The following is a 22,549-nucleotide window of genomic DNA, read 5'->3' as shown; positions in this document are numbered from 1 at the left end:
GCCGCGTCATTTACCCATTTTCTCGAAGATTTTATTCAGCTTCTCTTCTAGGGTCGCGGCAGTGAACGGTTTGACGACATAACCATTGGCACCCGCTTGTGCGGCAGCAATAATATTCTCTTTTTTCGCTTCGGCCGTTACCATCAGTACCGGCAAGTCTTTTAGCGCATTGTCCTGACGAATCTCTTTCAGCATTTCCAGGCCATCTAGGTTGGGCATGTTCCAGTCGGAAACCACAAACTCAAAATTGCCCGCGCGCAATTTATTAAGCGCATCTTGACCATCTTCGGCTTCTTCAACATTAGTGAAGCCCAGCTCTTTCAGCAGGCTACGTACGATCCGGCGCATAGTGGGAAAATCGTCTACTACCAAGAAACTCATGTTCTTATCAGCCATTGGTCATCCTCTCAATAACGACATCTATAGGGTGACTGGGAATTCAGTCAGGGTTAAAATTCTTCCCACTCTTCGTGGTGCTGCTGGGCAGTTGCTCGACGATTCGGCGGTAAAGCCGTTGACTGAGCAGCAGACGCCTTAGGAACCGACGTGTGCGATGCTGATACACGCGTAGGTAACGCATGTGATGCCTGCTGAGCACTTAGCACCTGAAAGACCGCGACCGCCTCTTCTAAGCGATTTGCTTGCTCTTCTAGTGAAGCGGCCGCTGCGGTTGCCTGCTGGACTAACGCGGCATTTTGCTGAGTCACCTGGTCCATTTGCCCCACTGCCTGACTCACCTGCTCAATACCGTCGCTCTGCTCTTGGGACGCCGCTGAAATCTCATCCATGATATCTGTAACCCGGCGCACCGCGGTGACGACTTCCGTCATTGTCTGGCCCGCCTTTTCTACCAGAGATGAACCCTGGTTGATCTGACTAACAGACGCCTCAATCAGCGTTTTAATCTCTTTTGCCGCATCCGCACTGCGGCTAGCGAGGTTACGCACTTCCCCGGCCACCACCGCAAACCCGCGCCCTTGCTCGCCAGCCCGCGCTGCCTCAACCGAAGCATTCAGTGCCAGAATATTGGTCTGAAACGCGATGGAATCGATCACATTAGTGATATCTGCCACTTTTTGAGAGCTGGTGGAGATACCGTGCATGGTTTGCACCACTTGTTCAACGACTTGACCACCCTGCTCTGCTGTGGTGGAAGCATCAGCGGCTAGCGTACTGGCCTGTCGAGCGTTGTCAGCATTCTGTTTCACGGTGGCTGTCATCTGCTCCATACTGGCCGCCGTTTGCTCAATGGACGCTGCCTGCTGCTCAGTACGCGATGAAAGATCAGCATTGCCGCTGGCGATTTCTCGGGTGCCGTGGTGAATCTCTCGACTCCCCTCGCGCACGCGTGCCACCGTTGCGCTAAGGTTTTGCTGCATGGTGGCCATAGCCGAAAATAAACGGCCAATTTCGTTTTTACCGGCCTCTGGCAGCGGCTGCGTTAAGTCTGCCTCGGCAATGCGATCAAGCCGCTGAACGGCATTGTTAAGTGGCGCAATGACTGTGCGGCGTAAACCGATATAAATGGCCAGCGTCACTATCAGCGCAAGGCCTACCGCTAGCGCGTTGATTAAGGTAAACAGCTCTCCCTGAGACTCAGCATCCACACGGATTGTATCAACACGCCCAAAACCATAATCGACGAAGGCATCAATACTTTCGGAGAGTGCGTTTAGTGGCTCGGCCAGTTCGCCTCGTAGCTGGTTAAACGTATTGATATCCATGAACTCAAAGCTAGCGTGTTGCTGCTTTACCAGATCAAGCACAGCGCGGAAGTTTTCATCGACAGCGCTTCCCAAAACTTCATCCCGTGCTGTACGCGGCGCGGCCTGATACTTCTCAAAGCGACGCTCGGCCCGTTCGATACGATTTGCCGCCACCTCTACCTGCTCATTAGATTGGCGAGTCTGCCCCACCATCAGTAAATTAGAGGCAGTCTCCATGGCTAGCATGGCTTGGTTGAGTAGAGAGTCGGCGCGGTTCAGCTCGTTAAGCTGTTCATTTCCAATAAGATTCAGCGTCGCTAAGTTACTCTGAGCATTACGGTCAGCCACGACGCCAAGCCCACCCACAACCAACATCAGCGTGACGAGGCAGGTTAGCGCCGTTACCACGGTCGAATGAATACTTAAATTGCGCAGTAAACGCGTCATTGTTATGGCTCCCCTTATTAATGCATGAACCAAGAAGGGTTTGACATTTCTTGGTACTTAAACGCGCTGCGCGCGCCCTGAAGCAGCAACCAGCGCCATAAGACGCGACGGTATATCGTCGAGTGCAACGACCTCGACTGCTCCCCCAACGGCAATCGCCTCTCGCGGCATACCAAAAACCACACAGGTCTCTTCATTTTGTGCGATCGTCGGCGCACCTGCTTGACGCATTTCTAATAGGCCTGCCGCGCCATCTTTCCCCATACCGGTCAGAATGACGCCGATGGCGTTTTTGCCAGCATGCTTAGAAGCAGAGTGAAACAACACATCTACCGAGGGGCGATGGCGGTTAACCGGCGGTCCATCATTTAGGCGGGCTACGTAGTTGGCGCCACTGCGGGCAAGCTCTAAGTGCTGGTCGCCAGGGGCAATATAGGCATGGCCTGGCAGAACCCGCTCACCGTCCGTGGCTTCCTTCACGGTAATACTACACAGTCGATCCAGGCGTTCTGCAAAAGAGCGCGTGAAGCCACCGGGCATATGCTGGGTAATTAAAATGGCAGGCGCATTGGCAGGTAAAGGTTCTAATACGGCACGGATTGCTTCAGTGCCGCCAGTAGAAGCACCAATAATAATGAGCTTCTCGCTGGATATCATGGGTGCTTTAAGCCGAGTGGGCGGCGGCGTGTTTTTATGGCGTGCCTGACGCGGACGCGAACGAGCTGCAGCACGCAATTTTTCAGCAATTTCGTTAGCATACTCCATCATACCGCTGCGAATACCCAGGCTTGGCTTCGCTACAAAATCCAGCGCACCGAGCTCCAGGGCGCGCAGGGTAATTTCAGAGCCGCTTTGGGTTAGCGACGACACCATCAGCACCGGCATAGGGCGCAATCGCATCAGCCGCTCAAGAAAATCGAGGCCGTCCATCCTCGGCATCTCGACATCAAGCGTCAGTACATCTGGGTTATGCTGCTTGATCAGATCTCGGGCAGCAATGGGGTCAGGCGCAACGGCGACAACTTCCATGTCTGGCTGTGAGTTAATGATTTCGGTCAGCAAATCACGAATCAGCGCCGAGTCATCGACGCACAACACTTTGATCTTGGCAGCGCTCAAAGCACGCCTCCTCTTACGGTATCCACCGCGGCATCACTCCCTGCTGGCAAACGCCCTCGCCGGAGCTTAGCTCACGTCTATTGTTCACTTATTCGCGAGGGTATAAACCGTTTGCCCGCGCAACTTAAACGCATCGCTGATATACGAGAAGTTTTCGGAGTGTCCCGCAAATAGCAGACCATCCTGTTTCATCAGCGGCGCAAACCGCTTCAAAATCTTAGCTTGCGTCTCTTTGTCGAAATAAATCATGACATTACGACAAAATATTGCATCAAAAGGGCCTTTGATAGGCCACTGAGGGGCCAGCAAGTTCAGTGGCATAAACTCAACAAGTGCCGAGACTTCTGGGCGCACGCGGGCAAGCCCGATGTGATTGCCGGTACCTTTTTGAAAGAACCGCTTCACTCGCGCTTCGTCCAGTTTGCGCACTTGCTCCTGGGGATAAATCCCCTTACGTGCTTTCGCCAGTGCATCGGTATCAATGTCGGTAGCAATCACTTTGGCTTGGGAGGCTTTCGCGCCAAGTGTCTCTAGCAGCGTCATGGCAATCGAGTAGGGCTCTTCCCCTGTCGAAGCGGCTGAACACCAGATCGTTACCGGATCTTGCTTATGCCTAATATGTTCCGCCAATAATGGGAAGTGATGCGATTCACGAAAGAAAGCAGTTAGATTGGTAGTCAAGGCGTTGGTAAACGCCTCCCACTCTTTCGCGTCGGGTTGACGCTCCAGCCGCGACAGGTAGTCAGTAAAGCGCGTCATGCCATGATGGCGCAGCCGCTTAGCTAAGCGGCTATAGACCATTTCGCGCTTATGCTCAGCTAATACAATACCAGCGCGCTGGTAAATCAGCTCTCGAATGCGCGCAAAATCAGCATCGGTCAGCACCAGATCGCGTTCGATCTGTCCACTGGACGCCCATTGGCCTGCGTCGCTACCCCGTTCGCGTTGGTCTGTCAAAACTCTTCCCACTCCTCTACAGAGGCCATTTGCCGTTTCTTAGTCGGCACAGGCGATGTGGCACTGCTGTTATGTGCAGACCCCGCTGGCAACACGTTTGCCTTTGGAGTTGCGGTCACAGGCGGCTGCAAGCCAGTGGCCGCTAGCGGGCTTTGGTTAAGTCGAAACGCTTCAACGGAAAGCGACAACAGTCCTGCTTGTTGCTCTAGGGCAACAGCTGCCCGTGCAGTTTCTTGAACGCGCAGAGCATTTTGCTGTGTTGCTTGATCCATTTCCGCAACGGCTTGGTTGACTTCCGTAATACCGCTGCTTTGTTCCGCAGAAGCCGCCGAGATGTCGTGCATAATATGAGTAACGCTGCGTGCGGCTTCGGCAACCTCACTAATCGCTGCCTCAGCTTTTTCGACTAAGCCAGCGCCTACGCTCACTTCCTGGCTCGAATCGTCAATAAGTGTGCGAATTTCCTGCGCTGCTCCAGCACTACGCCCAGCAAGCTTACGCACCTCTTCGGCCACCACAGCGAAGCCACGACCATGCTCTCCCGCCCTGGCGGCTTCCACCGAGGCATTCAGAGCCAAGATATTGGTCTGAAACGCAATCGAATCGATGACGTTGATAATGTCGGTCATTTTCTGCGAGCTTTGTGTTATCCGCTGCATATTAGCGACCAGTTGTGTCATCAATTCCCCGGTTTGTGTAACCCTTGTTGCATTATTATCGGCCAGTCGACGCGCTTCTTGAGCGTTATCACTGTTCTGTCTAACTGTAGTAGTCATTTCTTCCATACTGGAGGCCGTTTGCTGAAGCGAAGCTGCCTGCTGTTCAGTTCGCGTGGAGAGCGCTTCGTTGCCACTGGCAATGTCTTTAGCTGCTGGGGTGACTACGTCAATGCCACTTTTTACATCACTAATGATGTTGCTCAGGCTTTTACGCATGGTGTTGAGAGAGTCCATCAACTGACCAATTTCATCACGGCGTTTGGGCGGTACATGTGCCGCTAAATTGCCGCCTGCGATTTGCAACGTAAAACGTGACGCGCGCTTCAGTGGCGTAATAATAGAGCGCAGCGTTAGGACACTAATCAGTACCAGTAACAATAGTCCTGCGCCTAATACACCAGCTTGTACGCTAAGCATGGCGGTTTGACCACGCTCGGCCTCTGCTGCCATTGCCTCCGCAGCTTCCTGCTTTTGAGCGATCAGTTGATTGACCATAGCGGATAGCTCCCGCCCCTCCTCGTTCATCACACTGATAACAGCATCCAGGCCGGTGAACGCTTGGTAAGTCTCTTCAGCCTGTAGCACGCTAGCCGCTTGGTTCATGCCTTCAGACAAAAAAGCTTGTAGCCGCTCGTTGAACGAAGTGGCCAACGGCGTCGTATTCACATCGCGACTGAAGTATGCCTGCCAGATATCAACGATTTGTGTAGCACTTCCCTCTATCGCCTCCCCCATCTCGAAACGCTGGTTAATCAGCTCCATGCGCTCAGGCTCAATCAGCGCCTGACGTGTTTGCGCAATCGTTTGATCAATTTGCTGAAGGCGAATAACATCCCTTAAGCCATCGTTATTTAGCTCACCCAATCGTTCGCCTGCCACATTAAGGCCATAAAGCCCCACGCCACCGCTCGCTACTAGCAGGGCCCCTGCCACGACCACCATGCCAACTAATTTGGCACGTATTGTGTCGAGACGAATGCGCTTAATGCGCTGTAACAAGCCCTTTTGGCGCACGCGCCCTTTATCCAAGTAGAGGCGCTTATTGCGCCCTTCTCGTATCTCTGCATAACGCTGTTCAGCCTGAGCAATCGCCTTGCGGGTCGCTTGCACCCGCACAGAGGTGTAACCAATTACTTGGTCGTTCTCTACAATCGGTGTGACGCTGGCGTCTACCCAGTAGTGGTCTCCATTCTTACAGCGATTTTTCACCAGCCCTCGCCATGTCTCCCCCGCCTGAACGGTTTTCCAGAGGTTCTCAAACGCAGGCGACGGCATGTCTGGATGACGTATTAGGTTATGAGGCGCTCCTATCAGCTCTTCATGCTGATAGCCGCTAATCTCGATAAATGCTGGATTTGCGTAGGTTATACGCCCTTTTAGATCAGTACGCGAAACGAGAAAATCGTCTTGTTTAAGCTCAACTTCCCGTTGAGTCACTGGCTGGTTATTACGCATCATGCTGCCTCATTGTTTATGTTATTGTTTATGTTTTAACGCGGTAATAGCTTGGTTCATTCCATGGCCAGAGCAGAGAGCGCTGAGTTAGAACTCTTCCCACTCTTCGGTCAGCGCTTGTGTTTTAGTGGCCGGTAGGCGCTGCGTTGTCGTTGGCGAGTGCGAAGGGGCGCTGATGACACGTTTTTGTGTGTCGGGCTGCCCACCACCTGCTACACGGAACCGTTCCACGGCTTCACGCAGGCGTGCTGCCTCGCTCTCTAGCTCATTGGCGCTCCGCGCGGCTTGCTGCACCAGCTGAGCATTCTGCTGAACGACTTGATCCATTTGCGCAACCGCTTGGTTAACTTGGCCAATACCGTTGCTCTGCTCTTCTGAAGCGGAGGCAATCTCATCCATGATGTCGCTAACGCGCTGTACCGCCGCGACGAGATCCTGCATGGTTTGGCCCGCCTGATTCACGCGATGTGTGCCAGCGTCTACTTTACCGAGCGACGCATCAATCAGCGTACGAATCTCTTTGGCAGCATTGGCACTGCGGCTGGCAAGGCTGCGAACTTCTTGTGCTACCACGGCAAAGCCCTTGCCATGCTCGCCCGCACGCGCCGCCTCTACAGAAGCGTTAAGCGCTAAGATATTGGTTTGGAAAGCGATATTGTCGATCAGGGTGATAATGTCAGCGACTTGATGAGAACTGGCGCTAATCTCCTGCATGGTCTCAACAATGTTACTGACTTCTTCCCCACTGCGACGCGCCGTGAGCGTCGCGTCTCCTGCCAACTGGCTTGCCTGCCGAGCATTGTCGGCATTGTGGCTAACGGTCGACGCGAGTTGCTCCATGCTCGATGCCGTCTCTTCTAGCGATGAAGCCTGCTGTTCTGTGCGAGAGGAGAGGTCGTTGTTGCCGCTGGCAATGTGCTGGGAGCGCTCAAAAATCGTGGTGCCGCTACGCCTGACCACGCCAACAGTTTCCGACAAGGAACCTTGCATATGGGCCATCGCGCTATAGAGCTTGCCGATCTCATTGTTGCCAGGTGACTGGATCTGCTGACTGAGGTCACCCTGCGCCATGCGCTCAAAATAGCCGACCAGCCGATCCAGCGGGCGCAGTACGTTGGCACTGACGCCCCATACCACTACCACTACCGTTAAAACGGTCATGGCCACAACGCCGATCAATACCCAGCGGATGCGGGTGGCAAAGGAAGTAAAGGCCAACTGCTGGACTTGTGGGTCGCTGGCACTTTGTACAATGGTCGCCCCGTGATGCAGCGCATAAAGACCGATACCACAGGCAATGAGCACCAGCAGCGAGAAGGTGGCCAATACTAGCCCCCAACTCAGACGGACGGTCATATTACTCATCAGTTGACGTACTAGCTGTGTCACACGCATTTCTCCAAACACAACCGTACTAGCCAGCGCCATCCATCGCGCCAGAGTGGGTTGTTTTTTGGCTCAAGATGGGCACGTCTCCCTGTGCCCCGTGGCAGGTCGTTAGCGGTTACTGGTGCTATCTACCAGCGCCATCTCTTCGCTCGTCAGCAGCTTATCGATATCGACCAGCACCAGCATTCGGTCATCCAGGCTACCGAGGCCACTTAGGAAATCAGAGGAGAGCGTTACGCCAAACTCTGGCGCAGGCTTGATTTGATCCGGCGTCAAGGTCATTACGTCAGAAACGCCATCTACCACGATACCTACGATACGATCTGCCACGTTGACGACGATCACCACAGTTTGGCCACCGTACTCAACGTTATCCAGGTGAAACTTAATGCGCAGATCCACAATCGGCACAATCACGCCACGCAGGTTCGTTACTCCCTTAATGAAGTCGGGTGCATTCGCAATACGTGTGACGTTTTCGTAACCACGAATTTCCTGAACCTTTAAGATATCAATGGCGTACTCTTCATCACCTAAAGAGAACACCAGGAACTCGCGATTTTCCGCTTCTGCTGCGGCTAGCACCGCCTCATTAGATGCTTGACTCATGACGGCTCAGCCTCCTTGTAATAAGAGAGATATGGTTGGTTAGCGGCTTTTCCTGCTTCTTTTTTGGCACGGCTTAAGCGATGCAAGCCTGTGATATCCAGAATTAACGCAACACTGCCATCTCCCAAGATGGTAGCGGCCGATACCCCGGGCACTTTGCGGTAATTATCTTCGAGGTTTTTAACCACGACCTGTTGCTGGCCAATCAATTCATCGACCAGCATGGCATAGCGACGCCCTTCGCCCTGCACAATTACAGCGATGCTCTTAGTGGGGTCCGTAATGGCGTTCTCCACATCGAGCACTTCATGAATGGCTATTACGGGCAGGTACTCATCGCGTACTTTTAGTACCACGTCGTCCCCTGCCATGGCATACATATCGCCTTTGGCGGGCTGCAGTGACTCAAGTACGGTAGACAGGGGCAGAATAAAGGTTTCCTTTCCGACTTTAATCGACATACCGTCGAGAATTGCCAGAGTTAGCGGCAGCACGATACGTGTATTAGTGCCTTCACCTTTTTTCGACTGGATCTCAACCCGGCCGCCCATGCCTTGAATATTCCGTTTGACAACATCCATGCCCACGCCACGTCCAGAGACATCGGTAACCTCTTTAGCAGTCGAGAAACCGGGGGCAAAAATCAGCTGAAAAACATCTTCATCCGACATGGTATCGGAGACGTTAAGACCATTCTCACGGGCTTTCGCTAGCAGGCGTTCACGATCCATTCCGGCGCCGTCATCACGCACTTCAATCAAAATATTGCCACCTTGATGCCGGGCAGACAGAACTAACTTACCCGTACGCGGCTTGCCCAGGGCTTCACGCTCGTCGGGCATTTCAACACCGTGGTCCAGACTATTACGCACCAAGTGCGTTAGCGGGTCGGTGATACGCTCGACCAAGCTTTTATCAAGCTCTGTGGATTTACCTTCGGTGATCAGTTCAATCTCTTTGCCTAGTTTGCCAGCGGTATCACGCACTACACGCGGAAAACGGCTAAATACGAACTCCATGGGGATCATGCGAATCGACATGACCGCTTCCTGAAGATCGCGGGCATTACGCTGCAATAGGCTCATGCCATTCTGTAGCGAACTGTTGCCGACCGACTGGTCACCAAGATCACTCACTGTTTGGTCCAGCATCGACTGAGTGATGATCAGCTCGCCCACCAAGTTAATAATCTGGTCGACCTTATCCACGGACACCCGAATAGAGGAGGACTCTGCTGCTGCCTTTTTCGGAGCCGCTTTACCTGGTTTACTGCTAGCAGGCGACTTGCTGGCGTGTGCTTTTTCGGCCACTGGCGCGGCTGGCTTCTCTTCTGACGCAGAGGGCTCAGCCGGTGTGCTGGGTACAGGTGTTGCGGGCTCTGCTGCCGAAGCAGCCTCCTCCACAGCTACCGTGGTGATTTCAATTTGTTCTGGCTCAATAATGAAGCACATTACGGCTTCAATATCATCGGCGCTGACGCCCCCTTTTAGGGTGACCTCATAGCGCTTTTCATCCCCCGACTGGGATTGAATATCGCCTAGCTGCTCTAACTCTTCTACCAGCAGCCCACGATCTTTATCGCCCACATTGAGAAGCACCACTTTGAGGGTGTGCTCGCTGGAGCTAGCGGCTGCCGATGCTTCTTTGTCGTCCTCTGCAGGCGCTGATTTTTGAGGGGCCGGTGCCTCCGCAGGGGCATCAAGTGTTTTGCCAATCTCTTCGAGGGCAATTTGCTGCAGCGTTTGGCAGATACGCTCATACGCTTCTTGATTGGGTTCTTCCTCGTTGCGATAGGCATCGAGTTGCTCGTGCATGATGTCTTTGGCCTCTAAAAAGGTATCCACGAGGTCAGCACGCAGGGTGAGTTCCCCTTTGCGCGCGTGATCCAGCAGGTTTTCGAAAATATGCGTGGTTTTTTGTAGCACGCTAAAACCGAAGGTTCCTGCGCCACCTTTGATAGAGTGGGCTGCGCGGAAGATAGCGTTCAACTGCTCGCTATCCGGATCATCGACATCCAGTTCCAATAAGTGCTGCTCCATATCAGCGAGCAGCTCTTCAGCCTCTTCAAAAAAGGTGTCAAAAAAATCCGCTATATCCATGCACCGCTCCACGTGAACGTCATATTTTTTGTGACAAGCCGCGCTTACTGGTCGTCGTTGGCTTGTGGGGTGTTTTGTGGCACTAGCTCTTTCGGCACCTCTTCCTCAGAAAACTGAGCATCAGGCGCTAGAACACCAGGGTTACGAATGGCTTCGGCAATTTCAGGTAACAACACAACCAACTCAATACGCCGATTGATCGGATCGGTTGGCGCAGTGTCAGCCAACAACACACGATCAGCAAAGCCCGATACGCGCAACAATTGATCTGGATCAAGCCCGCCGGCAACAAGCTCTCGGCGCGAGGCGTTCGCTCGATCATTTGAGAGCTCCCAGTTGCTGTAGCCACGATATCCTCCAGCATACGGCACACTATCAGTATGCCCACTAATACTTAAATCGTTAGGCAACTCATTGAGAAGAGGAGCTATGGTGCGTAGCAAACTACGCATATAGGGAGCGACCTGATCACTACCAAGCTCAAACATGGGTCGCTGTTCGGTATCCAAGAGTTGGATCCGTAACCCTTCACGGGTTAGATCAAAACGCATTTGGTTGCGCAGCTCACGCAGCTCCGGGTCACGCTCAATCACACGTTCAATGCGCTCCTGCAAATCATTAAAGAAGCGCCGCTCTTGAGCACTAGGGCGTGTATGCTGCATTACATCAATACGAGCGCGTTCACCATCACTATGAGTAGGATCAGGGCCACCACCAGGAATCACGCTGGTACTACCTGACATGTCGCCGCCTGTAATTGCAGTAACCAGGGGCGTACTGAAATACTCCGCCACACCTCGGCGGGTCTCTTCGCTGGAGACACTCAAAATCCACATCACTAGGAATAGCGCCATCAACGCGGTCATAAAATCCGCTAGGGCAATCTTCCAAGCTCCCCCGTGGTGAGCATGGACGACTTTTTTACGCCGAATAATGATCGGACGCTTATCCCCACCCTTACTCATGCACTACCGCCTTTTTTGGCGTCACGAACGTACTCTTCAAGCTCAGTGAAACTGGGACGCTCTGCGGTATGCAGTGCCTTGCGACCAAACTCAACAGCTAATTGAGGCGCATAACCGTGCAAGCTTGCTAGTAAGGTGACGCGGATACACTGCAACATTTTTTCTGCTTCTTTTGCTTGTCGCTCGGCGTAGCTGGCCACTGGACTTATAAACCCGTACCCCAACAAAATGCCTAAAAAGGTACCTACTAGCGCTAGCGCAATCATTTCACCCATCTGAGCGGGTGTGGCATCAGCGTAGGTCAAAGCCTTAATTACCCCCATAACAGCAGCAACGATACCGAATGCAGGCATCGCATCCCCCACTTTAGAGATCGCATCAACTGGAATATGAGCTTCCTGTTCGAATGCCTCGATTTCATGCAGCATAAGCTCATCAATTTCCATTGGCTCCATGCCGCCACTGACCATGAGGCGCAAATAGTCAGTTAAGAAATCCATGATGTGTGGGTCCGCCAGCACGGCTGGGTGCTCTTGAAATAAAGGACTCTCTTGAGGGTTATCGATATCGCGCTCAATCCCTAGCATGCCCTCACGGCGCACCTTGGAAAGAATCTTGTACTGCAATGCCATTAGCTCCATGTACAGCGCTTTATTATATTTTTTGGTTCGCTTGAGCTTGGGCAGTATCTTAAAAGTAGCTTTAATGGCTTTGCCATTATTGGCAGCAATAAAAGCACCGACCCCTGCGCCGCCAATCATGAGCAACTCCGTCGGCTGATACAGCGGCCCCAAGCTACCACCTGCTAACACATACCCGCCAAATACAGATAGCAGTACGACGACATAACCTAAGGGAATCAGCACAAGCAGTGTCCTTGCGATATCAGTTTTTTATCGACGAAGCCACACCCATTTCTTCACCAAGAAGGCATGAGCAGCTCCACCCCAAGTGCAACTTAGCAATATCATACTAAGGCGCATGCAATGTTTAATGAGAAATTACCAGCGTCTTTTACCGCTATCTAAACGTTAAAGAGGTAGTGTATTCGTTCTATACCCTGCTGCTAGTAACGTGACAATTTTATACGTTCAACGCTGTGCTTTACGGGTTTTCCCTGCACGCGAAGGCGGCTGACAAATACCACACACATAATCATGTGTCGGACTATGAGCATGGGCAACAAAGCGACCTTCACATCTTGTACAAGTCGTTAGCTGCAACAAATCACTTTCAAAAAAGCGCACCAACGTCCAAGCACGAGTAAGCCCCAGCACCGGCTCCACGCCTTCCAGTGAAATCTGCTCCTCGTACAGTCGATAAGCCTTAACGAAGGCGTCGATGCGCTCGCAGCCAGCGCCTTTCAGCAGCCCGACATAAATGTTGTAGAAGAACGAGGAGTGCACGTTGGGCAGCCAAGTGACGAACCAATCCGCAGAGAATGGCAGCATCCCTTTCGGTGGAGACATACCACGCACTTCCTTGTAGAGCTTAATCAACCGGGTACGGCTAAGCTCTGTTTCTGTCTCCAGCACCTGTAGCCGTGCACCCAACTCAATCAGCTCAATGGCCAGCTGCACTTGGTGCATCTCATCAACCAAGCTCTTCTGGCTCACTCCGACTCTCCCGACGACAAAGACTCCAAGGGCTCGCAAGCCGAAAGCAGTGATGCATGTAACCCAGATAACCCTTGATCTCTGGGGTTTTCTAAAATTTCGCGCAAACGTCGCCCACTCGAATGGCTAAATCGGCAGACTAACTGGTTGCTGCGCGCCAGCTTAGTGAGTTGCCAGGCATTCAGTGATACCAATAAATCGGCAAGTTCGCTGTCTATTTTCAGGCGAAACATAGCTGCTTCGCGATCCTCGCTCAGCAAACGCTGCGCAAGAAGCAAGTACGCTAAGTTAATTTCTTGAATTTCATCGAGAAAGCTTGTTTGACTCATAGTGTCCCATCGAACGACACAGGCGCGACATTGTGACCGTTATACTGGCGCCATTGATGACTTTTTTCTTTACCCAGCACCATGGTTGCATACAGCGCTTATATTGGCTACTTGAGCGTTTCACGATGACTTATCCCATTCTCAGATAGCTCAAACACCCAAACAAGCAGCTCAGCGACCACTTGATATAGGCTCGCCGGGATCTCGGCATCCAAATCTAACTGCATGAGCAGCGCCACAAGCTCTGGTGCATCGTGAACATAAATACCCTGGCGTTGGGCTTCGGCCATAATTCGCTCAGCCAGCTCACCATACCCTTTGGCTACTACACGTGGAGCCTGCTCCCCTTCTTGATACGCAAGTGCAACCGCTTGCCGTCGCCGATCACCCGATGTCATCATGATGGCGCTCCAATGTTACATACCTAGCCTTGATCTGAACTTTATGAAAATCAAGGGCGTTTAAACGCTGCTCCAATGAGCTAACCCCTTCCTCAAGACGCTGGTGCGTGCCAGCATTATCAGTGGTCAAATCAATACTCAGCGTCTTTTGATGAAGCCATAGTGCAACGCTGAAGCTACCTAAGTTAGGCACATCAAGCTGCATTTCGGAGCGCCAGCTCTCCTCCGCACCCTCCTCTTCCGATGAACCTCCTTGCCCCCCTTCACGCCCAGGCAGGTTGATCACTAACGCCATAAAAATCCCAGCCCACACATCACCTTCCCAGCGGAGCGTTGGCATCACCAACATCTCCAACTGCTGACGCACCAACCCCTGTAAGCTCTCATGAACGACCTCTCGTGAGCCACGGCTAAGCGCTTCCGGCTCGCTGGCAGTCGGCAATGTCAACGAGGCTGGATTAATCTCTCGACGCTCCGCAGCAGCTGGCGTCGGCGAAGTCGAGGCCGGGAGCATGACAACAGGGCGCTCTAAGAGCAGTTTATTATCGCCATTCATAGGCACTAGGGGCGTATTAGGCAAAATACCGGGGGTGGCGCTTGAGCGTAAAGCGGCTATTGAGGGGGTTGTGGCTAATACCGCAGAAGCAAAATTTGGTAAAAAAGGAGCAGCCGGGCGAGGCCCAGGTTGCATTTGTGGTTCACGCAGTAGTTGCTGGAGTGGAGTTTCACCTTGAAACCAACGCTTCAGGTGGGACTCATAAAATAATCCACTATCGCGGATGCTTGCTTCTAAACGACTTGCCAGCACTTGCGCCGATGGTGCGTCTTGAGCCGACATCAGCGGGGCCTGGGGCTTCATTACCGCTGGAGGTGCCGGGAAACGCAGTAATACATCCGCAATCGTGCGAGCAGCAGGGCTGAAGTGTGTCTGTGTTGAGGTGGGTGCGCCATTACCAGTGGGAGGACTTCCAGGCTGAGACTGACGCGCCCCCTCAGACGCACCTGGCAACCGCTTTAGGTCACCAAGCAGGGGAGCAAGCGGACGGCCATCCAACCCTGCATCGCCTTGCAAGGCACGTGGCCCCTCCCCCGGTAAAACTGGCTGTACTGGCGCATTTAATACACGCTGAGAGGACACCCCTCCCTGGCGCCCAAGCACTTGATGTAAGAGGGTATCAATAAGCGGCGTAATGCCACTCACGATGCCCCCTTATTCTGAGAAGCATCGACATCAAAGGCGCTATAAGCTCCCTGCTGGGGAGCATAAGCTCGGTGCAGGTCCCGCTGGCGCTGGGTGACGCCAATCAGCCTGCCAAGCTCATCGCGTCGTGCCACCAGGCGACGACGAATCTCCACATCATGCTCTAAGATATGTTCTATTAACTCTGTTTTACGCTGCTTACCTGCAGCGTCAAGCGTGATGTGTGCATCCAGCTCACGGAGCTCTTCTACGAGCATCACATAATTACTGCGTTGCTCGATCAACTCGGCCCACTGTTCAGCATCTGCAAGCTCATGCATGTCATTCACACGCACCAACAGCTTTTCGTATGCATCGAGCAGCGTTTGCTGAGAAATATCACGAACTGCTTCGGGAGCTGCCATGCCTGCCTCACGCACTCTGCTGTTGACCGATTTCACGCCATGCTGAGGCGATATCCTCAAGTAACCGCTCAGCTTGGTTGAGGCTCTCTTCGTCGTTTCGCAAGTTAGCTGTTAATAGCAAGCGGGCGATATAATCGTAAAGTGAGGCGAGCCTCTCTGCAATGACACCCCCTTGCTCTTGATCAAGGGCGGCCGCTAAACCGTTATTAACAATATCCAACGCTTTGGAAATTGACTTGCCTTTTTCAGCTCGGTTGCCAGCTTGCATGTGAATTCGCGCTGCGCGGATGGCCGCCTGAGCGCCATCAAATAGCATCACGATCAGTTGGTGAGGATCAGCTGACATGACACCACTTTCAACACCGACACGGGCATAAGCATTAGCGCCTCGTCCGTTAGCGGTGCCACCGCGAGTGTAGGTCATTAGTGGGCACTCCTTTATAGGGTGTAACAACAGCTAGGGAAAAAAGCCAGTCGTGCTGTTCATCATTCAAGGTTGAGCATATATGCTCAGCTATTAAATATATCGGCGAAGCCACAGCAGACTTTAATGCCTGATTACTTTTTAATTTAGCTGCGTGCCTGAATTCGGCGCCCTATGTAGAAACCGCCACTTCTCTGACAGGCTTGCCTAGTCGCTCAAAAACATCGCCACGCAACACACTCCCTAAATTATCGCGCATTGGCGGCTCAGCTGCTTGGGCCAGCACCACCTCTGCTGGTGCCCCACTATCATCAAGGCGCAAAATCCAGGCAAGCTGATCACTAGAGAAAAGCGCTAACGACCCCACCGGCAGGACCTTGAAATGTTCGACATAACGCCTCATCCAACGGCGATCAAACTGATGCGGATGAGCCAGCAAGTGGCGGTAAATTTGCTGCGCCGTGCGGGCCGGTCGATCTGGGCGATCTCGCCGCATCGCCTCAACAACGTCAACCACTGCACTGGCTTTCGCCAACTCGTTAATATCATCCCCGGTGATTCCTGCCGGATAGCCACTACCATCAAGCCGCTCGTTGATCCCCCCAATGACCGCTTGCGCCACCGTAGCAGACAGCCATTGGCAGGTATGTAGCCGAGCCATCAAGAGGGAAACATGCTCACTTAATGCCTGCCGATGTGTCGCTTCAAAATTGGGCGCTTTGAACACGACCTGAGGAATAAGCGCCTTACCCAAATCATGTACCAGCCCGCTGGCAACGATCGCCTTGCGCACATCCCGCGGCATATTGGCTCCCACTAAATCCAGCAAATGGACTGCAACAGCAATCCCGTGCCTTACCAGCAGCGGCTCTAAAGACAAACAGCGGGTGGCAAACAGCAGCCCCTCTCGATCTTCTTCATGCAGCATCAGTAAGCGGTCCGCATTACGAGAGAGCTGCCTTGAATCAATATCACTGCCTTGCTGAAGCATGAGCAACTGTGCATCAAGATAAGCAGCTACCTTAACCAAACGCCTTGCCATCGGTGTGGCATAGCGGCGTATATCGCGCCGTCCTATGCGCTCAGTATCTGGAATGCGCTTGCCTGGCTGCTCAAACAGAGGCGATGGCTGCCGCTCCTCCTGCACCTCCTTTTTATAACGCGCCGCTTCACGCTCAATCTCGCAGACAAAATACCAAATCTGCCGTTCCTGCTCGGAAGTGCACCCTGCAAAGCGAAAGCCAACGCGTAGCATGTGCCGCTCGGGATCAGTTTTCTGATGGCGGGCAACGCCATTCACTTCAAAGTAAGTGCCGTTTGGAAAGGTAAACGCAAGTTTGAGCGAGTATTGCGTTTCAGCCAAAATACCGCTTGCTGTTAGTGGCAACTCAAGCTGGCACCCATCCTGGGAGAGGTCACGGAGCTCCCCCTGGGCACTCTCACCACTCTCACCAACAACCAGTGCAGACACCACCATTCCCATGCGCAATTCAGCACGATATGACTCGCGTCGTTGCAGCACTTCGACCGAACTTGGGTAATTACTACAACAAAGAAAACGACCACCAGAACGACGGGTCTCCGTCAAAGATAACAGCGGTGTCCGCACCACTTTTCCCTGTGACTGACCCCGCAAAAAAAATTGCTCTCCCTGCTGTAAACGACTTAGCAGGTAGTCAACCGATGACAGATCCATTACCAGCGTTTCGCCAGCGTGCTGCTCCATCAAGACCACTGGCTCTGGACGCGCATCAGGAGTGGCCAAGCAGAGAGTCACCCCACCGTTCTCTATCATAGTATTCAGAAGAGAGCTGATTACCGATGGACTAGTGACGCTCTCGTACTCATCTTGTTGGACTGCCATGCGTGCCTCGCTTTCCCAGACGCGTTATACGTTAACGCTCACCACAAAGCAGCAGAGCATAACAGAAGCCTTTATCGAGCCGCATGTCCGCCATAGGACTCATAACACTTTTCTTTTCATCTATAGTAAAAGGGTAAAGTTTGTGACAACCGCGCCGATAGATTGAAAAAGAGGCTCATCACCAGAAGACGGTAAACGGCCTCAATGCCTTTACTCGGTTACGTTGCCTAGCCCCCCGGCGGGCTTATTTAATAGAGGAACGTTGTACATGAGCCCACTATCCATTGACTCAGCCACACCAGCAATAACAGCCGCTTTATCGCAGGAACGCTCTACGCGCCCCGCTATCGATCCCCTACCTCCAGTCACCCCAAGCGGCGATGAAGCAGCAGCAGATGGCAATAAGGCCACAAAAGAAGCGCTTGTTGAACCGATACAGCGCATTAACGATGTCATGCGTCCCCGTGGGTTGGAATTTGATATTAGCGAACAATCGGCTCGCATCATTACAAGGGTCATTGATCGAGAAACGGGTGACGTCATACGTCAAATACCAGCAGAAGAAGTGCTGCTACTGGCCGAGCGGCTAGAAGAACTGCAAGGAAAACTGATCTCTCTTAAAGCATAGAAACCAAGCGAACGCTGCGGGCGCCTTGAAAAGCGATAACGTACCAGCCTAAGCGTTCGCCTTCCCACTACCCACCCAGCTAGCCGCATAACTACTTTACGCCCCCTATACCTGCATATTCATCACATCACGATAGGCAGTTACTAGGCGGTTGCGCACTTGCATGCCCATTTGAAAGGCCACACTGGCTTTTTGCATATCTACCATCACATCGTTTAACTCAATGTTTGGCTCGCCTGCCTGAAACGCCATCGCCTTGGTACTAGCCGCTTGCTGCAACCGATTAATTCGCTGTATAGAGGACTGCAGCTCACTTCCAAAGCCACCTTGACCAACAGCGGTTGCCACATGCTCCCCTTTAATAGGCTGAGCCGCTTGTGCCGCTAGCCCCTGCATCTGTTGCAGCGCAGACTGTATAGAAGGTGAACTCATACTCAGGCCTCATTTTTGCGGAAAATCAATTAGTACAAAAAGCCTACCATTGGTAGGAGTAGCGTCATACGTACAAATGAGTATAAAAAGCCAAGCTTTTCGTTCATTTATGGTCGACACACCCCCGGATAATGGCGTTCATCACAATTCCGCTTCATTTTTTTAGCGGATAACCGCGATTGACGGATATAGCCTATGCCTTCTTTGGTGATGCGCCTGGGCCGACACCCGTTTTGCCTGCCCTTCTGGAGGGACGCATGAGCGAAACTGGTGCTACGGCAGGCCGTCAAAACAGCACGACACCAAACGCCTCTCGCAGTGGAGCGGCGGAAAACGAATCCAGCAACCCCTCTGCCTTGGCGCGCACCATGAAACAGCTGCGCGGCAATCCGTTAGTGGTTGTATTGATTGCGGCAGCGGCCTCTATCGCCGTTGTGGCTGCTTTATTTATGTGGGCTAGCAGCCCCGAGTACCGTGTGCTTTACAGCAACCTGAGCGAAGCGGATGGTGGACGAATTATTTCGGAGCTTGATAGCCGCGGCGTACCCTATCAGTTTAGCCAGGGGGGCCAGGCACTGCTGGTGCCCGGCGAGCAGGTGCATACCCTCAGGCTCCAGTTAGCCGAGCAAGGCTTGCCCCGCGGCGGCAACCTTGGCCTAGAGCTTATGGAAACCCAAGCTTTTGGGATTAGCCAATTTGCTGAGCAGGTGAACTTTCAGCGTGGCCTGGAAGGCGAGCTTTCACGCTCTATCGAATCACTAGGCCCCGTCGAAAGTGTGCGCGTGCACCTATCGATGGCAAAGCCGTCCGTCTTTATCCGTGACCGCGAACCTGCCAAGGCCTCTGTGGTGTTGAATCTCTTGCCAGGTCGCGTCCTTGGCGAGGGGCAAGTTAGCGCCATTGTGCACATGGTATCCAGCAGTGTGCCTGAGCTTGCTGCTGAAGATGTGACGGTGGTTGATCAGAACGGCCGCCTACTCACTGCCAATAGCGCCCAGGGTAATGACCTGGATGGTACGCAGTTAGCATACATCAGCGAAGTGGAGCGCTCCTATCAGCAGCGTATTGAGAACATTCTTTCGCCCATTGTTGGCCGCAACAATGTTCGCGCCCAGGTAGCGGCACAGATCGATTTTTCACGCCGCGAGCAAACCTCCGAGCGTTACAGCCCAAACCAAGCGCCTAACGAATCAGCAGTCCGCAGCCGTCAGCTTAGCCTCTCTTACGATGGCGAAGATCCATTGGCCACCGGCATTCCTGGGGCGTTAAGCAATACTCCTCCCGGGGTAGCTCCCTCCCCCATCAACCAGCTAGACCCGGAAGAGGGTGATGTTGCGGACGATGCAGGTACCGAACCAGGCGCTTTGCGCAACCTGCGCCAAGAAGATGTCGTTAATTACGAAGTAGATCGTAGTATTGAGCATATTCAGCACCGCCTTGGCCAGATACAACGCCTCTCAGCGGCTGTTGTTGTTAACTTTCGCGACGTCACTAATGAAGAAGGCGAGGTTGAACAAGTCGCGCTCAGCGATGAAGAGATCACCCAAATTGAGCGTTTGGTGCAACAAGCAATGGGGTTTTCGGATCTGCGCGGCGATCAAGTGGAAGTGGTTAACACCCCCTTCGCTGGCGATGATGATACCCGCGTCGAACCGGTCTGGTGGCAACATCCCGACAACCTAGCGATAGCTGCCAATTTGGGGCGCTACTTACTAGTTGCGCTAGCCGCATTGCTACTCTACCTGCTGATTTTGCGCCCATTAATCAAGCGCTACACCCAGCCGCCCGTAATGGCCGCTGCTGTGCCTGGAAGCACGTTGAGCACCCGTGTTGGTAGCGACGAAGATGACCAGGAAAGCGAGGGTGAAGGCGAGGGCGATGATGAGGCCACCTATAGCAACAAGCCCAAGCGTCGTCGCAAAACGTCGCTTTACGAACACAATCTTAACGACCTGCGAGAAATGGCCCAAGAAGACCCCCGTATGGTCGCGATGATTATTCGCAGCTGGATGAACGCTAATGACTAGCATTGCTGAAATGGGTGGCGCGCGTAAAAGCGCCATTCTTCTGCTGGCCCTGGACGAAGACAGCGCCGCTGAGGTTTTTAAGTTCCTTAGCGCCAGCGAAGTGCAAGAGATCAGTATGGAAATGACACGGCTTCAGCAAGTCTCCCATGATGATATGAAAGCCGTGCTAGAAGCCTTCCATCAAGAAACCGAAGAGTTCGTGGCGCTTAACCTTAACTCTAGTGAGCATATTCGTTCAGTACTGACTAAGGCGCTGGGCAGTGAACGAGCTACTAGCCTAATTGAGGATATTCTCGAAACCACGGGCGAGAATTCAGGTATTGATGCACTCAACCTGATGGAAGCCTCCATGGTGTCGGAGCTGATTCGCGACGAGCATCCGCAGATCATCGCCACCATCCTAGTTCACCTGGATCGCCATCAGGCTGCTGATATTCTCGAGCTCTTCGAAGAGAAACTGCGTAACGACGTGGTGCTTCGGATCGCCACCTTTAGCGGCGTGCAACCAGCCGCGCTTCAGGAGCTTACCGAAGTGCTTACCAGCATGTTGGATGGCCAAAACCTCAAGCGCAGCAAAATGGGCGGCGTAAGAACCGCAGCAGAGATCCTCAATTTGATGAACTCTGCTCAGGAAGAGGTGGCCATCGAAACCGTCCGCTCGCACAGCGAAGACCTTGCCCAGAAGATCATCGACGAGATGTTCCTATTCGAGAACCTACTCGACCTGGACAACCGCGCGATTCAGATGGTACTTCAGGAAGTGGAGACCAACTCGTTGGTGGTGGCGCTCAAAGGCGCTCAAGATGCCCTGGTGGACAAATTCCTACGCAACATGTCGCAGCGCGCTGCCGACTTGGTTCGCGAAGACATGGAGGCCCGCGGCCCTATCCGCATCTCGCAAGTGGAAACCGAGCAGAAAGCGATTCTACAAATTGTGCGGCGCTTAGCGGATTCCGGAGAGATCGTCCTGGCGGGCGGAGACGACGAGTATGTCTAATACTCATTCGCCCGAATTTGATCGCCACGGCGAGTGGCGACGCTGGCAAATGGATGAGCTGGTAACGCCTGCTAGTGATAAATCTCCACAAAATGCCTCAGGCCCCACGGCTCACCAGCGCAAAGTGGAAGCTGCCCAACGCGCCGCCGCAGAAGCAAGGGCACGCGAGGAAAAACAGCGGCAAGAGGTTTATGAGCAACTTCGCCAAGCAGCCGAAGAAGAAGGCTATCAAGCGGGCCTGAAACGCGGGCACGAAGAGGGCCTTACTAAAGGCCTGAGCGAGGGACGCGACCAAGCAGCCGAAGAGCTTAAAGAGCAAATTCGTCAAACGGTCGCACCGCTAGGATCATTGGCAAAGCAGTTTTCAGATGCCCTTGAGCGTCTTGATGACACAATCGCCCATGATCTTGCTGAACTTGCCCTGGCAACAGGCAAACAGCTAGCAGGAGACGCGCTAACTGAGCATCCTGAGCATATTTTGTCCATCGTTCGCGAGCTGCTGCATACCGAGCCACCGTTAGTCGGCAAACAGCGTTTATGGCTTAACCCAAACGACCACGACTTGGTTGAAGAGCATCTTGGTGGCGAGCTAGAGGCTGCTGGCTGGGTACTGCAACCCGACGATCAGTTGGCCCGTGGCGGCTGTCGCGTTACCAGTGCCCAAGGCGAACTGGACGCGACGTTTGAGAGCCGCTGGCAAAATATTAATGCACAACTGCGCAAACGACATAGCAACAACGCGACGCCGTCCGAGTAACGCG

General features: G+C 53.1%; 22 protein-coding genes. 4 read left to right on the top strand and 18 right to left on the bottom strand.

Annotated features, from left to right (window positions below):
* Positions 1 to 6 precede the first annotated feature (6 nt).
* From cheY to L1249_RS01480, 17 genes are all read right to left on the bottom strand, one after another.
* The gene (gene cheY, locus L1249_RS01560; protein WP_044629557.1) at positions 7 to 396 is read right to left on the bottom strand and encodes a chemotaxis response regulator CheY; all 390 of its coding nucleotides are present in this window, start codon (positions 394 to 396) and stop codon (positions 7 to 9) included.
* A gap of 53 nt (positions 397 to 449) precedes the next feature.
* Positions 450 to 2,153, bottom strand: a complete 1,704-nt coding sequence (locus L1249_RS01555) for a methyl-accepting chemotaxis protein (protein ID WP_054641153.1) — start codon at positions 2,151 to 2,153, stop codon at positions 450 to 452.
* Between the two features lie 57 nt (positions 2,154 to 2,210).
* Positions 2,211 to 3,272 (bottom strand): protein-glutamate methylesterase/protein-glutamine glutaminase, encoded by a 1,062-nt coding sequence (locus tag L1249_RS01550; protein ID WP_058577009.1) that lies wholly within the window; start codon positions 3,270 to 3,272, stop codon positions 2,211 to 2,213.
* An 84-nt stretch (positions 3,273 to 3,356) separates the two neighbouring features.
* Entirely contained in the window at positions 3,357 to 4,229 is an 873-nt protein-coding gene (locus L1249_RS01545; protein ID WP_044629560.1) for a CheR family methyltransferase, read from the bottom strand.
* A complete protein-coding gene (locus tag L1249_RS01540) occupies positions 4,226 to 6,403 on the bottom strand; it encodes a methyl-accepting chemotaxis protein (RefSeq protein WP_044629599.1) in 2,178 nt (725 codons plus the stop codon). The genes L1249_RS01545 and L1249_RS01540 overlap by 4 nt, the downstream gene beginning before the upstream one ends.
* An 87-nt stretch (positions 6,404 to 6,490) precedes the next feature.
* A complete protein-coding gene (locus tag L1249_RS01535) occupies positions 6,491 to 7,798 on the bottom strand; it encodes a methyl-accepting chemotaxis protein (RefSeq protein ID WP_063610139.1) in 1,308 nt (435 codons plus the stop codon).
* A gap of 102 nt (positions 7,799 to 7,900) precedes the next feature.
* Positions 7,901 to 8,401: a chemotaxis protein CheW gene (cheW, locus tag L1249_RS01530; protein ID WP_044629561.1), complete on the bottom strand. Its 501-nt coding sequence runs from the start codon at positions 8,399 to 8,401 to the stop codon at positions 7,901 to 7,903.
* Positions 8,398 to 10,500 carry a chemotaxis protein CheA gene (cheA, locus tag L1249_RS01525; RefSeq protein WP_044629562.1) on the bottom strand — a complete coding sequence of 701 codons (2,103 nt, stop codon included), beginning with the start codon at positions 10,498 to 10,500 and terminating at the stop codon, positions 8,398 to 8,400. Before cheA ends, cheW begins: the two co-directional genes overlap by 4 nt.
* Positions 10,501 to 10,544: 44 nt before the next feature.
* Positions 10,545 to 11,465, bottom strand: coding sequence for a flagellar motor protein MotB (motB, locus tag L1249_RS01520; RefSeq protein WP_044629563.1), 921 nt, complete (start codon positions 11,463 to 11,465; stop codon positions 10,545 to 10,547).
* Positions 11,462 to 12,331 (bottom strand): flagellar motor stator protein MotA, encoded by an 870-nt coding sequence (motA, locus tag L1249_RS01515; protein ID WP_044629564.1) that lies wholly within the window; start codon positions 12,329 to 12,331, stop codon positions 11,462 to 11,464. Before motA ends, motB begins: the two co-directional genes overlap by 4 nt.
* A gap of 225 nt (positions 12,332 to 12,556) precedes the next feature.
* Positions 12,557 to 13,081: a flagellar transcriptional regulator FlhC gene (gene flhC / locus L1249_RS01510; protein ID WP_044629565.1), complete on the bottom strand. Its 525-nt coding sequence runs from the start codon at positions 13,079 to 13,081 to the stop codon at positions 12,557 to 12,559.
* Positions 13,078 to 13,410 (bottom strand): flagellar transcriptional regulator FlhD, encoded by a 333-nt coding sequence (flhD, locus tag L1249_RS01505; protein ID WP_044629566.1) that lies wholly within the window; start codon positions 13,408 to 13,410, stop codon positions 13,078 to 13,080. Before flhD ends, flhC begins: the two co-directional genes overlap by 4 nt.
* A gap of 107 nt (positions 13,411 to 13,517) precedes the next feature.
* On the bottom strand, positions 13,518 to 13,811 hold the full coding sequence (locus L1249_RS01500; protein WP_044629567.1) for an EscU/YscU/HrcU family type III secretion system export apparatus switch protein: 294 nt from the start codon (positions 13,809 to 13,811) through the stop codon (positions 13,518 to 13,520).
* Positions 13,795 to 15,012 (bottom strand): flagellar hook-length control protein FliK, encoded by a 1,218-nt coding sequence (locus tag L1249_RS17525; RefSeq protein ID WP_235252994.1) that lies wholly within the window; start codon positions 15,010 to 15,012, stop codon positions 13,795 to 13,797. Before L1249_RS17525 ends, L1249_RS01500 begins: the two co-directional genes overlap by 17 nt.
* A complete protein-coding gene (fliT, locus tag L1249_RS01490) occupies positions 15,009 to 15,416 on the bottom strand; it encodes a flagellar protein FliT (RefSeq protein WP_235252993.1) in 408 nt (135 codons plus the stop codon). The genes L1249_RS17525 and fliT overlap by 4 nt, the downstream gene beginning before the upstream one ends.
* Before the next feature lie 7 nt (positions 15,417 to 15,423).
* Positions 15,424 to 15,840 carry a flagellar export chaperone FliS gene (gene fliS, locus L1249_RS01485; protein ID WP_044629570.1) on the bottom strand — a complete coding sequence of 139 codons (417 nt, stop codon included), beginning with the start codon at positions 15,838 to 15,840 and terminating at the stop codon, positions 15,424 to 15,426.
* Between the two features lie 172 nt (positions 15,841 to 16,012).
* Positions 16,013 to 17,704 (bottom strand): HD domain-containing phosphohydrolase, encoded by a 1,692-nt coding sequence (locus L1249_RS01480; RefSeq protein ID WP_235252992.1) that lies wholly within the window; start codon positions 17,702 to 17,704, stop codon positions 16,013 to 16,015.
* 268 nt (positions 17,705 to 17,972) lie between these two features.
* On the opposite strand from L1249_RS01480, the gene L1249_RS01475 reads away from it, so the two are divergent.
* Positions 17,973 to 18,332: a flagellar protein FlaG gene (locus tag L1249_RS01475; RefSeq protein ID WP_052509943.1), complete on the top strand. Its 360-nt coding sequence runs from the start codon at positions 17,973 to 17,975 to the stop codon at positions 18,330 to 18,332.
* A 105-nt stretch (positions 18,333 to 18,437) separates the two neighbouring features.
* Here the strand turns inward: L1249_RS01475 and fliE are convergent, their stop codons facing one another.
* Positions 18,438 to 18,764, bottom strand: a complete 327-nt coding sequence (gene fliE / locus L1249_RS01470; RefSeq protein ID WP_044629573.1) for a flagellar hook-basal body complex protein FliE — start codon at positions 18,762 to 18,764, stop codon at positions 18,438 to 18,440.
* A 257-nt stretch (positions 18,765 to 19,021) separates the two neighbouring features.
* Here fliE and fliF point away from each other — a divergent pair, with 257 nt between their 5' ends.
* Genes fliF through L1249_RS01455 form a run of 3 tightly spaced genes read left to right on the top strand, consistent with a single transcriptional unit; the run spans position 19,022 to position 22,545 of the window.
* Entirely contained in the window at positions 19,022 to 20,791 is a 1,770-nt protein-coding gene (gene fliF, locus L1249_RS01465) for a flagellar basal-body MS-ring/collar protein FliF (RefSeq protein ID WP_058577006.1), read from the top strand.
* A complete protein-coding gene (gene fliG, locus L1249_RS01460) occupies positions 20,784 to 21,788 on the top strand; it encodes a flagellar motor switch protein FliG (RefSeq protein ID WP_044629575.1) in 1,005 nt (334 codons plus the stop codon). The genes fliF and fliG overlap by 8 nt, the downstream gene beginning before the upstream one ends.
* The gene (locus L1249_RS01455; RefSeq protein ID WP_044629576.1) at positions 21,781 to 22,545 is read left to right on the top strand and encodes a flagellar assembly protein FliH; all 765 of its coding nucleotides are present in this window, start codon (positions 21,781 to 21,783) and stop codon (positions 22,543 to 22,545) included. The genes fliG and L1249_RS01455 overlap by 8 nt, the downstream gene beginning before the upstream one ends.
* The last annotated feature ends 4 nt before the right edge of the window (positions 22,546 to 22,549 follow it).

Source organism: Halomonas sp. Cn5-12 (genome assembly GCF_021532545.1).
Taxonomy (GTDB): Bacteria; Pseudomonadota; Gammaproteobacteria; order Pseudomonadales; family Halomonadaceae; genus Vreelandella; species Vreelandella aquamarina.
The sequence above is the reverse complement of the archived record's forward strand: the minus strand, read 5'-3'. Positions and strand labels throughout refer to the sequence as shown.

Excerpts from the sequence above, each read along its gene's own strand:
- cheY (WP_044629557.1), bottom strand. The coding sequence starts at position 396 with ATGGCTGATAAGAACATGAGTTTCTTGGTAGTAGACGATTTTCCCACT.
- L1249_RS01555 (WP_054641153.1), bottom strand. The coding sequence starts at position 2,153 with ATGACGCGTTTACTGCGCAATTTAAGTATTCATTCGACCGTGGTAACG.
- L1249_RS01540 (WP_044629599.1), bottom strand. The coding sequence starts at position 6,403 with ATGCGTAATAACCAGCCAGTGACTCAACGGGAAGTTGAGCTTAAACAA.
- L1249_RS01535 (WP_063610139.1), bottom strand. The coding sequence starts at position 7,798 with ATGCGTGTGACACAGCTAGTACGTCAACTGATGAGTAATATGACCGTC.
- cheW (WP_044629561.1), bottom strand. The coding sequence starts at position 8,401 with ATGAGTCAAGCATCTAATGAGGCGGTGCTAGCCGCAGCAGAAGCGGAA.
- cheA (WP_044629562.1), bottom strand. The coding sequence starts at position 10,500 with ATGGATATAGCGGATTTTTTTGACACCTTTTTTGAAGAGGCTGAAGAG.
- motB (WP_044629563.1), bottom strand. The coding sequence starts at position 11,465 with ATGAGTAAGGGTGGGGATAAGCGTCCGATCATTATTCGGCGTAAAAAA.
- flhD (WP_044629566.1), bottom strand. The coding sequence starts at position 13,410 with ATGAGTCAAACAAGCTTTCTCGATGAAATTCAAGAAATTAACTTAGCG.
- L1249_RS01500 (WP_044629567.1), bottom strand. The coding sequence starts at position 13,811 with ATGATGACATCGGGTGATCGGCGACGGCAAGCGGTTGCACTTGCGTAT.
- fliT (WP_235252993.1), bottom strand. The coding sequence starts at position 15,416 with ATGGCAGCTCCCGAAGCAGTTCGTGATATTTCTCAGCAAACGCTGCTC.
- fliS (WP_044629570.1), bottom strand. The coding sequence starts at position 15,840 with ATGACCTACACTCGCGGTGGCACCGCTAACGGACGAGGCGCTAATGCT.
- L1249_RS01480 (WP_235252992.1), bottom strand. The coding sequence starts at position 17,704 with ATGGCAGTCCAACAAGATGAGTACGAGAGCGTCACTAGTCCATCGGTA.
- L1249_RS01475 (WP_052509943.1), top strand. The coding sequence starts at position 17,973 with ATGAGCCCACTATCCATTGACTCAGCCACACCAGCAATAACAGCCGCT.
- fliE (WP_044629573.1), bottom strand. The coding sequence starts at position 18,764 with ATGAGTTCACCTTCTATACAGTCTGCGCTGCAACAGATGCAGGGGCTA.
- fliF (WP_058577006.1), top strand. The coding sequence starts at position 19,022 with ATGAGCGAAACTGGTGCTACGGCAGGCCGTCAAAACAGCACGACACCA.
- fliG (WP_044629575.1), top strand. The coding sequence starts at position 20,784 with ATGACTAGCATTGCTGAAATGGGTGGCGCGCGTAAAAGCGCCATTCTT.
- L1249_RS01455 (WP_044629576.1), top strand. The coding sequence starts at position 21,781 with ATGTCTAATACTCATTCGCCCGAATTTGATCGCCACGGCGAGTGGCGA.